This is a genomic window from Amycolatopsis sp. cmx-11-51, assembly GCF_047608665.1.
Lineage (GTDB): Bacteria > Actinomycetota > Actinomycetes > Mycobacteriales > Pseudonocardiaceae > Amycolatopsis.
Genome location: NZ_JADNQO010000002.1, coordinates 13483 through 25478 on the forward strand (window position 1 = coordinate 13483; position 11996 = coordinate 25478).

Sequence of the window (11996 nt, forward strand, 5' to 3'; positions counted from 1 at the left end):
ACCGGATGTGAGGCACCACGATGAGCCAGAGACGCGTCCGCGTGGTCGCCAAGGCTCTGGCGGGTTTGCTGGCGGGCGAGGTAGGTCGGTTCACCGCTGCGGAGAGCGGCCCGTCCAGGGAGCACATGCGGGCGCGGGCGGTGCGCGAAATGTTCGAGAGCCTAGGGCCCTTCTACATCAAGGTCGGGCAGATCCTGTCCACCCGGCCGGATTTCGTATCCCCAGCCACCATCGAGGAGCTGTGCGCCCTGCACGACAGCGTGCCCGTCGCGCCGTTCCGCACCTTCGAACCCGTATTGGAAGCGGAACTGGGGCGCCGGTGGCACCGCGAATTCCGCGACATCGACGTCAATCGCCCACTAGGGTCCGCGTCGCTTGCCCAAGTCTACGCCGTGATCCTGTCCGATGGCCGCAGTGCGGCTTTGAAGATGCAACGCCCTGGAATTTCCTCGGTCGTGCGTGCCGACATGGCGGTGCTGCGCCGGGCAGGGCAACTGTTGTCTCTACTCAAACCCGGGTTCGCCGAGGTCGTCGACATCGACGGCATGCTCGACGTGATCTTCGACGCGATGGTGGGCGAGCTGGACTTCACCATCGAGGCTGCGAACATGGAGCTGGGCACCCGGATGGCGGAGGGGTTCGAGCTACTCACCGTACCGGGCGTCGTCCTGGCCACTCCACGGGTGCTCGTGCAGGAGATGGCCCCAGGATGCTCGATCCGCCACGTCCGGCGCGTGGGGTTGTCCACGGCACAGCGACAGGCGATTGCACAGGACCTGTTAGCCTATATGTACCACGGGTATTTCGTCGGCCGCGTGTTCCACGCTGATCCCCACCCTGGCAACATCTTCGTGCACCGGGACGGCCGAGCCACCCTGATCGACTGGGGCATGATCGGCCGGATGGACCGTTCGATGAGCCTGAAATTGGCTCTGGTTCTCGCGAACATCGCACAGAACGACGGAGACGGTGCCGCGGGCGCCTGGGTTGAACTGGGCAAGGCCACCGCCTGGGCCGACATCGAGGGTTTCGCCGCCGACATGGTGAGCTTGGTGCCCAAGGTCGCGACCGCGTCGCTGGAGGAGCTGAACTTCGGAATCGCCTTGACCACAGTGCTGGGCCACTCCACCAAGCGGGGCATCAAGACTCACCCTTTGGTGCCCCTCTTGGGTAAGTCTTTCGCTAACATGGAGGGCTCGATCCGGCATTTGGCCCCGGAATTGTCCGCCGCGGAGGTCCTGCGCACGGAGCTGATCGACATCCTGATGGATCTGGCCTGCGAGATGTTGTCCGACGGCTATGCGGCCAGGGGAGCACTGGAACTCATGCTGACTGCGGATCAGGGGTTCAACCAGGCTCGGGGAGTGCTTCGGGATCTAGCCAACCGCGAGACGCGGTTCACCGCGGATTCCCCGACCCGGGCGCAGTTTAGCGGTCGCCTTCCCGAGTACGCGTTGGCGGCGTTGGCCGGAGCGGCGGCGCTCAGCTGGCGCAACCGCGGACGCAAGGACGCGTGATCCCTCCAGCTGAGGATGCCTAGAGGACGCCTCATTCCTTGTCAAGGACTGCATCCAACTTCCCGGCACCGCCGTACCATGGTCGTCCACATTGGGAACGGGCACACTTCGATCATCGAAACTGTGGTCGGTACTCGACGGGAGCGGGGATGGGTAATGATGCTTTGCCTGCGGCGGAGAAAGTGCTCATCCTGTTGGAGACGCTCGCTTCGGAAAGTGGAGCGAGGGGGGTAGCGGAGTTGTCGAGGAAATGTGGACTGCCGAAGTCGACAACACACCGATTGCTGCAAGTGCTCCGGAAATACTGGCTGGCGGACCACTGCGACGGGAAGTATCAGCCTGCCTCTCGATTGCTCGACCTGGCCGAACTCGCCTGCGTGCTCCAGCCGGCGAGACTGCGTGTTCTCGTGCATCCTTGGCTGCAGGAACTCTACGCCCTCACCCGAAGCGTCGTGCAATTGAACGTCCTGCGCGGCGACTTCGTCGTCACCGCCGACAGCCTGTGCGGGCACGAGTCGGTCGCCCTGGCCCTCCGTCTCGTCGAGAGGTCACACGCCGCGAACACGGTGAGTGGGAGAACCCTACTGGCCTATTCCGCCCGGTTCCCGCCGCCATCGATGTCCAATCGGCGCGGCCGGCAGAGGACTTCAAAGCTCTCCCTCGAAATCGAAGGTATCCGCCGACGGGGTTTCGGTGTCGGCAGAGAGACAGGCAACGAGAGCATTCACACCGTCGCCGCACCTGTCCTGGACGAAAACCTCCAGGCCGTCGCCGTGATATCGGTGAGCAGCCCGCACGGCGAAGTCGTGTCCCATGTCGCGACCACTGTGCGGGTGGCTGCCCACGCCGCGTCGGCACATCTGGCCTCAACGGTCTCGGATTGTTAATGCTCCTGTGCTAGCGTGCGAATGCACGGTCATCCGCATGATCGTGCACTCTGCGTCAGCCGGCCATGCCCAAGCAGCGTGAGATGCACCCGGTCGCCGCTCGTCTCAAGTAGGTGTTGGGTTTAGGATGAGTCAATGAAATAATACGTTGCGACGACAAGCGTTTTACTTCGCGCCGGTCGGTATGAATTTCGCCATCAGATCTCATATGGCTTATTCAACAGGGGGACGGCACATGATTTTGCGCTTTCCCGACGACAGTGAAGGCGACGTCGATTCCGGGGAGTTGCTGCGCATGGCACGCGCCTGTCGCGGCGCGATTCGAGATCTCCTCGAGCACTCCGAGCAAGTCGTGGCCGCGTTGGAGCGTGTGCAAGTGATCGAAAAGAATTCGGATGTTCGCGCCGCGAGGCAGCGGTCGTTGACCGATCGGGAATGTCGCGTCGCCGAGCTGCTGATTCAAGGAAAAACTAATCGACAGATCGCCCGCGAGCTGACTATATCCGAGCGTACTGTGAAAAACCACCTGCACTCTGTCTTCGTGAAACTTGAAGTCAAAGACCGTACCCAAGCGGTCATCACACTAATGCGGCGAAATCTATGAGTTTATTCGCCGCAGGCGCCGGCGTGCTCGAATCGCCACCAGAAAAGAGGGTGAGCAGTAGGCGCGGTTCGGGCCGAATCAGAAGCCTGGAGCGGTCCGTCGGGCAAGAGGTGAACGCGGAACCACGGTGATGGGGCCGTGCGGACCGGGTGCCGTAGCGGTCCGCGCCGCGTTGTTCGATGTGGATGGCGGGTACCTGGGTGGTCGGTGTATCAGGTTCTACGGACCGTGGAAGGCGAAGCGATGGCGTCGTTCTGGCCGACGTGATACACAACCGGGCCCCGCACCAGGCTGCCGCTGCTGAACGCCAGGCGATAGATCGGCGCGATGGTGTCCACGCGGGAGATCGGCTCCGGCGTCGACCGCCGCCCCGCCATGGAAGGAGCGGCCGGTGGCACCGACGTCGGCCAGGTTGACTCTGCCTAGAGCGGGCTGCCAGGCCGGCTGTTCTCGATGGTCAAGTAGTCCAAGTCCTCAAGCATGAGGCCTGCGGTGCCAGCTTTGCCCTCTGCCGCGGCGACGATGAAGCCATGCGAGGCGAGGTGCTTCACTAGCGGGGCGTGCCGGGCGAGGGTTGCCGGCGCGGCGTTCGCGATCGTCCCTGTGGCGCCACTCGCCGCCAGCAGAGCCAAGGTTGCGAAGGCCGTGCCTGTGGTGCCGCGCCCACGTCAGCGTTTCGCAGAAAAGACATGTAGCTCATGAGTTCTCCTCGGTCGAAGAAGGACGTCCCGGACAGACAGAAGAAAGATACGAGCCGTCGCTTGATCCGACAGTAAGGAGGTCTTCGAAAAGGCACAATGTCTGCGACTACATAGAGCGCGCGTTGTTCCGTCTCCGAGAGCTGGATCTGCGCAAGGTCGCGGCGCTCCAGGCCGATTGGCACGCCCTCACGTCCGGCGAGTGAACGCGACGGGTTCACGACCCGTGCGGTTTCCGGGCGGTGAAGTACCTGGGGTTCGGGCTGCGCCTGGTCGCCAGCCGGGGTGAAGTCGACGACGTCCTCCCGTGCGATCTCCAGTCCGGTGTCCTCGATCCGTTGCCGCAGAACGGAAACCGGGTAGCTGAAAGTCTGCACCCAGTGCCCCGTCCACTCCTCCAGTCGGCCGGAATCGTCCTGCGGAATTGTTGCCAGGACGAAGTGGCCGCCGGGTGCGAGCCAGTGCGCGAACCGGGCGATCATCGCGTCCTGATCGACACGCGGCAGCTGCAACATCGAGAAGAACGCCAGGACCGCGTCCCAGATGCCTTCATCGAACGTCAGGTCGCGCATGTCCTTCTTTGTGAAGCGGGCGGCGGGTACACGGGCCCGGGGGAGTTCGATCATCTTCTCCGACACGTCGTAGCCGGTCACGTCGTGTCCGGCGTTGGCACAGGTCAGCGCGACCAGAGCGCCGGTGCCAGAACCGGCGTCGAGAATCTTGGCCCGCGGCGGCAGTAACGGCAGCAGGTGCCGCAATGTGGACTCGAGCGCGGGCTGCCGACCCAACGCCTTACCGTAGTCTTGGCCCGGGGCGTCGTACAGCTGCGCCGCACCGATTGTCTTGGCCGCGATAGGCGCCGCCCAGGTCGCCATTCGGCACCGAGCCGGGCGCGCCGTCGATGTGTTGTGCCGCAGAGAGACGAGCGGGGAGCCCGACCGGTGTCGGGCTCGCCGCTCGTCGTGTGCGGGTGTGGTCAGGCGCCGGGGACGGCCTGGGCTTTGGCGTTGCGTTCGTAGATCGACCAGAACTGTGAGGAGCAGTAGGTGCAGTTCGGGCCGAAGTAGAGGCCTCGGGCTTGTTCGTCGCGCATGAGGTGGAGACGGAACCAAGCGGTGACGGGGCCGTGCAGGTTCGGAATGCCGTAGTGGTCCGCGCCGCGTTGTTCGGCGTAGATGGCAGGCACCTGGGTGGCCTGGTTGTAGGTCCTGCGGACCGTCGAGGGCGAAACGATGGTGTCGTTCTGCCCGGCGAAGAACACCGCCGAACCGCGCACGCGGCTGCCGCTGCTGAACGCCAGGGGATAGATCGGCGCGATGGTGTCCACCCGGGGGTCGGCTCCGGCGTCGACCGCCGCGCCGCCGCCGAAGGAGTGGCCGGTGGCGCCGACGTTGGTCAGGTCGACTTTGCCCTGCAAGGGGCTGCCGGCGCGGTTGTTCTCCGCGGTCACGTAGTCCAGGCCCTGAAGCATGGCGGTTCCGGTGCCCGTGTTGCCTTCGGCGGCGGCGATGACGAAGCCGTGGGAGGCGAGGTGGTTGAGCAGCGGGAGATACCGGTCCAGCTTGGATTGGGCGCCGTTGTTCCACAGCACGACCGGGTGCGTGGTGCAGCCGAGGGTGCCGGGGTTGACCGGTCGGACGACGGTGGTGCCACGTCCGTTGGAGGCCGAGGTCACCGCGAACGGGCCCGCGGTGCCCCACTGGCCGTTGACCGACGAGCAGGGCGAGGCAGGCGGGGTGGTGGTGGTCGTGGTGGGGCTGCTCGTGCTGGTCGAGGTGCCGGTGGTGGTCGGGGTGGGAGTGGTGGTGGGTGTCTGCTTTTCGTGTTCGATGATGATGTTCTTGATCTGGGTGAACACGCCGGTGTCGCTGGGGAAGCTGCCGTGGGTGATGCAGGTCGGTGTCTGGAGGTTGGTGGCGCCGGCGAGTTCGGCGGAGGTGCTGGGGTTGACGTTGGTGTCACAGGTGGAGCGCTGGGTGGTGTAGCGGACACCGGGGGAACCCGGCACCTCGGTGCCGGAGTTCAGGTCGGCCAGCCAGGGCGAGCCGATGGCGAACTGCTTGCAGGAGGGGTACAGGTTCTGGCACCAGGGCGCGGCGGTGGTGGTGCCGTGGTGCGGCCCGGCCATCGAGAAGTACAGCGACACCTTGTCCTGCGCGCCGGTGACCTTCTTCAGGTAGGAGCGGGCGGCGAGGGTAGATGCCGACCAGGTGACCAGGACGACCTTGCGGGCGCCGGTTTTGGCCAGCACGCTGTCGACCTTCTGGCTCATTTCTTGTCCGGCCTTGGTGAGGTCACCGGTCATGCTGGTGCTGTCGGTCCAGGTCTCGACCCGGTCCGACCGCCACCCTGCGGAGACGAATTTGGTCTTCATCGGTTCCATGTACTGGGTGGTGCCGGTCATGCCAGGGATGATGATCACCGGGTCGTGCTCGACGGCCGCCGAGGCGGTGTCGGCGAGGCCGGCGCTGGCCTGGGACGAGAACCCGACCAGGGACACCGCGGCCGCCACCGAGGTCAGCACCGCGAGCAGTGCCGGACCGCGCCGGCGGATAACGGCGCGTGCGTTCTTCGTGGACATCGGACAGCCTCCAGGGACCGGGGGTGAGGTGGGGAATCGACAGGTGATCCAGGTCACGCTGTCGCGCTGATGCTACGAAGGTGCAAACGGCGACACCATGGCTCGATACACACTTTTGAGCCGTCCCCGCATGTCAAAAACCACACCCTTGATTCTGATCCGTCAAGGAGCCGCTCTTTGTCGGCTGAGTCGTCGCGCGACGTCGGCGTCCAAGTCTGTTCGCGACCGCTGTTCAGGGCTCCGTCGCGGTGATCCGGCGTACAGCCTCGGACTGCAAGATGTGTGGCCGCAGACATTGTTCACACTTGTACCCTTCGTTACTTTCGGGTAGTCGGGCGGTGGATCGTTCGCTTTGTGGCCCGTTTTGAATTCCGTCTTTCCCTTTCGTATTTCGTCTTTCTGGAGGGTGATTGATGTTTAAATTCCGAGCCGGAATACCCGGTTCCGCGCGTGGCCGCACAGCGGTGATCGCCTCGGTGTCGGCAGTTGCGTTGGCGGGTGGTGCACTGTCACCGTCCGCGGCAACGGGCCAGGCGGTGCAGCCGCAGGCGGGTGTTGTCCACGCGGAGCAGGCAGACGGTGTGCGCGGGCAAGTGACACTGTTGTCGGGAGACAAGGTCACCGTGGTCGAGAAGCGGGACGGTCGGCTCTCTCCGCTGGTGCGGCCTGCCAAGGGCCGGGAGCGCATGTCGTTCCAGATTCAGCAGACTCCCACGGGGCTGTTCGTGCTGCCGCGGGACGCGATGGCGGAGGTCGGTTCGGGCAAGCTGGACCGCCGCCTGTTCGATGTGAAAGCGCTGTTGGACTACGGCTATGACGACGCCCGTCGTAGTGATCTACCGTTGATCGTGAAGGGCGACAACGCTCGCTCGGGTGCGCTGGAGCGCTCCGGCACGAGGGTCGGGCACCGGTTCGGCAGCATCAACGCGGTGGCGGCGCGCCAGGACAAGTCCTCCGCGAGCGCGTTGTGGAACGCGCGCGGGAGTGTGGACAAGATCTGGTTGGACGGCATGCGCAAGCCCTCGCTGGATGTGAGCGTGCCGCAGATCGGCGCGCCGAAGGCGTGGGAGGCCGGGCACACCGGCAAGGGTGTGAAGGTCGCCGTGCTGGACACCGGCGTCGACGCCACGCACCCCGACCTGGCGGGCAAGGTGGTCGACGCGAACGACTTCACCGGCGAGAACAATCCCGACGACACGCACGGGCATGGCACGCACGTGGCGTCGACGATCGCGGGCACCGGGGCGAAGTCGGGCGGCAAGTTCAAGGGTGTGGCTCCGGAGGCGTCGCTGCTCAACGGCAAGGTGTGCGGCTACTGGGGCTGCCCGGAGTCGGCGATCATGGCCGGGATGCAGTGGGCGGCGGAGTCCGGCGCGCGGGTCGTCAACATGAGCCTCGGTGGTCTGGACGTGCCCGAGGTCGATCCGATGGAGGAGGCGGTCAACCAGCTCACCGCACGCCATGGCACGTTGTTCGTGGTCGCCGCGGGCAATTCGGGCGGTGACGAGACGGTCGGCTCGCCCGCGAGCGCGGATGCCGCCCTGGCCGTCGGCGCGGTGGACAAGAACGACCAGTTGGCGTGGTTTTCCAGCCGTGGCCCCAGGCTGGGTGACTCGGCGGTGAAGCCGGAGATCACCGCGCCCGGGGTGGACATCGTCGCGGCCAAGGATCGCAACGGCGCGATGAACGGTCCCGGCCCGGATGGTTACCAGGCGATGTCGGGCACGTCGATGGCCACGCCGCACGTGGCTGGGGCGGCGGCGATCCTGGCCGGGCAGCGCCCGGACCTGTCGGCGGCGCAGTACAAGAGTCTGCTGATGGGCTCGGCCAAGCCGAACCCGGCACTCGGCGTGCACGCCCAGGGCGCGGGACGCGTCGACGTCGCACGTGCTGTCGGGCAGTCGGTGTCGGCCGATCCGCCCGCGGTGTCGCTGGGCCGTGCGATCTGGCCGCACCAGGACGACCCGAAGATCACCAAGAAGGTCACCTACCGCAACGCCGGTTCCCAGCCGGTGACCTTCCAGCTCGCGCTGACCGCCACCGGACCGGACGGCAAACCCGCCCCGGCCGCGATGTTCGGCCTCAGCACGAATCAGCTGACCGTGCCCGCGGGCGGGGAAGCAAGCGCGGATCTCACCGCCGACACCGCGGTCAACACCGCTGACGGCTACTACGGCGGCCAGGTCACCGCGACCGCGGGCGATCAGGTGGTGGTCACCCCGTTCGGGGTGGACAGGGAGGCCGAAAGCTACGACATGTCGTTCACGGCCGTCGGCCGCGACGGCAAGCCCGCCTACGTGTCCGGGTTCGCGATGAACATCAAGACCGGAAGGTCCTTCTACTTCTACAACCCCGACGGCAAAACCACCAGGCGGTCGCCCAAGGGCGACTACTACGTCCAGGCCGATGTCTGGGACGGCGGCTCGCTCAGCCGATTCGTCCAGCCGTTGCTGTCGGTGACGAAGAACGAATCGATGGCGTTGGACGCTCGGCAGGCCAAGCCGATCTCGGTGAAGTTCGACAAACAGGGACTGACACCGGCAATCGTCGCGGTTTCCACCGAGTGGGCGGCGGGCCCAAATCGCTTCCAGGACTCTTTGGCCGCCCCGAGTTTCGACGACATCCTGATCGCGCCCCTGGGCCCGGAGGCACCCGCCGCGGCGTTCACCGCGGGTATCACCGGTATGTACCTTGGCGGTGATGACTCCTACCACGTGGGCTGGGTCCAGACCGGCCGCATGTTCCACGGCCTGGACCGCACCGTCGCCGATCGTGAGCTCGCCGCCGTGCGCAACGAGTACCACCTCACCAAAGCCGGCAGCTTCGGTGTGAAGCTGATGACGCCGAAGGTGGGGACAGCCCAGGGGGCAGGATTGGGGGACTTGGTCTCCCAGCCCAGCACGCGCACCGAGTACGTCTACACCAGCGGCGGGCTGAGCTGGTTCGGTGACTTCCTCCAGATCTCCGATGGCCGGCTCACCACGACTACCACCGGTGCCGAGACCAGGTACGAACCGGGCAGGAACTATCGCGAGAGCTGGAACACCGCGGTCTTCGGCCCGTCCCTGCCCGACTCCAGGACCGGGGTGATCCGCGACAAGGGCCAGATCGCCTACCGCACACCGGTGTTCAGCGACGCCCCGAACCGCACCGGCGAGATCGTGCAATGGGACTCGGCGCGGAGCTCGTTGTTCCGCAACGGCGTCAAGGTGGGCGACGACACCAAGGTCGCAGGCCAAGGCCAATGGGAGGTACCCGAGGCAGAGGCGACCTACCGGGTGGAATCGGAAATGCGGCAGAGCGCCACGGACTTCTCCACCCATATCCAACTGGCGCAGATCTTCCGCTCCCGCCACACCGACACCGCGACCGCCCTGCCGGTCTCGGTGATCCGGTTCAACCCGGCTGTGGACCTGGACAACCACGCCAAGGCGGGTGGATGGTTCCGGCTGCCGATCCAGGTGCAGACCCAGAAGAGCAACTCGCAGACCTGGGTCTCCCGCCTGGAGCTGTCGGTCTCCTACGACGACGGCAAAACCTGGCAAACGACCACCGCCATTCCCGCCGGGGCCTCGCAGTGGGCTACCTATCTCCGGCATCCCGCCGGGCCGGGTTTCGTGTCACTCAAAGCCAAAGCGACCGACAATCGCGGCGGCACCACCGAACAAACCATCACCAGGGCCTACGGCCTGAAGTAGACCGACCGACTGAAGCGGTGGCCTCCGTCGCGCGAGGGAGGCCACCGCTTCCGACATCGAGCCGCGCGGACATCCCCGCCCTCCGCGTCGATTAGCTGCCGCAACCTTGTCGCCAGCGCACCCACAGAACGTGGAACCGGGCCTGGTTGAACCGGCCGAGACCAGGGAACGAGTCGAGCTCTCGGTTTGCGCGGTACCCCGCGGGGCCGACAGCGTTCGGGCGATTCGTGCAGGGGTGCTGACGGCGCGAGCGATGCGGCGTCCAACCAGTCTTCCGCGTCCGCGAGCGAACGCCAGGAGGCACCCGGTACTTCAGTTTCTTGCAGGACGCCGATGTCCGCGTTCGTGGTGGTGAACGCGAATCCGATGTCGAGGTGGAAGTGAGCCGGTTCATCTTTCGCGGGTCGGGCGGCAACGGGGCCGTACTCGATGTAGGCGGGGATCGATGGGGCGAGGGAGATCTCGTCGGAGTCGACGCCAGTTCCCTCGACCAGCTCGAGACCGTCACCCAGCGCGTCGTCAGCGCTGAGGCTCGTGTGCGGTTGGCCGACATGCGAATCAGGGCGGATGGACGACCAAGACTGGATACGCGTCGCGAAGCGGATGACCGAGATCAGCGAAGCCCCGATCGTGATCATGCGTCCGAGGGAAGTCGAGATCGGCCCCCTCAGCACTGTGGTCAACGAACTTTCCCTGCGACGAGACGTACGGCTTGTGGTCATCGATTCGCTCCACCTCGTCACCGCTCGGCGAGATTTGCCCTACGAGAATCGAGAACGGGAGGTGGCGGAGATTGCCCGTCGTCAAACGTCTGGCCCTCGATACGGAACGATCGTCGTCACCGCACAGCTGTCTACCAACCCGGGCCCCCACCAACCCATCCCGGCCAGGCCGTCTCTGGCCGATCTCCGGGACTCCGGCACCATCGCGCACGTGGCCGACTACGTTGTGCTCCTCCACCGGCCCGACGCTTGGGACCGCGACGACCCGCGCGCGGGCGGGGTTGACCTCATCCTTGCCAAACACGAACATGGCCCTACCGCAATGACTACCGTCGCCCACCAGCTGCGCTACGGCCGGTTGGTCGTAGGTTCTCAAATTTGACTTCATTTTCTCAGAGCAGACTTCATCTGCACTTCATGAATGAGGTGCAGATGAGACTTGCGCTTTCGGTTGTCTGGGTTATGCGCGGCGGCCAGGGCTGCCGGTGAGTGCGATGCTGGCCGCGTCGAGGATCCTGCCGAAGACGCGGGCCACCACGGGCCTGGCGACCCGGCGGATGAGCGCGTCGCCGAACGGGACGGGAAGTCCGACGCGGGTGGTCCACACGACCTGGGTGCCATCCAGCACCTCGGTGAAGGTCATCCGGCCGAGCTCATGGCGGGTCGGGGGAAAGCTGCGTTCGACTACATAGGCGAACTCGTGCGGCGGGTGGTAGGCGGTGATGCGCTCCCGGAACCAGCCGATGAGCCAGGTGTGCAGACGGATGGCGCCGACACCATACGGCGCGCCCTGGCCATGGCGAGCCAGGCGTGCGCGCAGCACGAGCGGGCTGCGGGTGTAGTTGGTCGTGGTGGCGCACCAATCGAAGACCTCGTCGATCGGCGCCGCGATCACTCTCTGCACGGTCACGGTTTCCATGTGTCGGCTCCATTCTGCCATTGCCAGCCCTCCGGCCCAGCTGTAGGAAGGACACCTGACGGACGTCGGATGTGACAGCGATGGTTGTGCCGTCGGTTACAGCACCGATCTCTGCCGAGTGCTTCAGCGATCAGGCCGGACCCGCAGTTCAGCGCGTTGCGCCGCAGCGGCGTGGCACGGGCTAGGGGAAGAAATGAAGCGGTCGCGAGACTGATCTTGAATGACATCGCGGTGAGACAGCTGAGAAACCGCAGGTCGCAGAAGGGCGGTATGTCATCAGCGGTGAGACCCTACAAGCGACCTTGACCCAGTTACGCAGGGGCTCGTAATTCACCCCGAGCTCGCGAGCGACCTGACGCAGACGGCCGAT

At 65.5% G+C, this 11996-nt stretch carries 8 protein-coding genes; 5 read left to right on the forward strand and 3 right to left on the reverse strand.

All coding sequences use genetic code 11. The features are described from left to right. The first annotated feature begins 20 nt into the window (after nucleotides 1-20). From ACM6LU_RS08875 to ACM6LU_RS08885, 3 genes are all read left to right on the forward strand, one after another. The gene (locus tag ACM6LU_RS08875) at nucleotides 21-1517 is read left to right on the forward strand and encodes an ABC1 kinase family protein (RefSeq protein ID WP_414937146.1); all 1497 of its coding nucleotides are present in this window, start codon (nucleotides 21-23) and stop codon (nucleotides 1515-1517) included. 149 nt (nucleotides 1518-1666) lie between these two features. Then, the gene (locus tag ACM6LU_RS08880) at nucleotides 1667-2404 is read left to right on the forward strand and encodes an IclR family transcriptional regulator (RefSeq protein WP_414937147.1); all 738 of its coding nucleotides are present in this window, start codon (nucleotides 1667-1669) and stop codon (nucleotides 2402-2404) included. A 148-nt stretch (nucleotides 2405-2552) separates the two neighbouring features. Continuing rightward, nucleotides 2553-3008, forward strand: a complete 456-nt coding sequence (locus tag ACM6LU_RS08885; RefSeq protein ID WP_414937148.1) for a response regulator transcription factor — start codon at nucleotides 2553-2555, stop codon at nucleotides 3006-3008. A gap of 550 nt (nucleotides 3009-3558) precedes the next feature. Here the strand turns inward: ACM6LU_RS08885 and ACM6LU_RS08890 are convergent. Further along, the gene (locus ACM6LU_RS08890) at nucleotides 3559-4581 is read right to left on the reverse strand and encodes a class I SAM-dependent methyltransferase (protein ID WP_414937149.1); all 1023 of its coding nucleotides are present in this window, start codon (nucleotides 4579-4581) and stop codon (nucleotides 3559-3561) included. A 101-nt stretch (nucleotides 4582-4682) separates the two neighbouring features. Continuing rightward, complete coding sequence (locus ACM6LU_RS08895; protein ID WP_414937150.1) at nucleotides 4683-6287, reverse strand: hypothetical protein; 1605 nt, start codon at nucleotides 6285-6287, stop codon at nucleotides 4683-4685. A 593-nt stretch (nucleotides 6288-6880) separates the two neighbouring features. Between ACM6LU_RS08895 and ACM6LU_RS08900 the strand changes: the two genes are divergently transcribed. Together ACM6LU_RS08900 and ACM6LU_RS08905 are read left to right on the forward strand one after the other, a co-directional pair. Then, nucleotides 6881-9985: a S8 family serine peptidase gene (locus tag ACM6LU_RS08900; RefSeq protein WP_414937151.1), complete on the forward strand. Its 3105-nt coding sequence runs from the start codon at nucleotides 6881-6883 to the stop codon at nucleotides 9983-9985. Nucleotides 9986-10552: 567 nt separating this feature from the next. Then, on the forward strand, nucleotides 10553-11089 hold the full coding sequence (locus tag ACM6LU_RS08905) for a DnaB-like helicase C-terminal domain-containing protein (RefSeq protein WP_414937152.1): 537 nt from the start codon (nucleotides 10553-10555) through the stop codon (nucleotides 11087-11089). A 78-nt stretch (nucleotides 11090-11167) separates the two neighbouring features. On the opposite strand, the gene ACM6LU_RS08910 is transcribed toward ACM6LU_RS08905, so the two are convergent. Then, nucleotides 11168-11626 (reverse strand): SRPBCC family protein, encoded by a 459-nt coding sequence (locus ACM6LU_RS08910; protein ID WP_414937153.1) that lies wholly within the window; start codon nucleotides 11624-11626, stop codon nucleotides 11168-11170. Nucleotides 11627-11996: the final 370 nt, after the last annotated feature.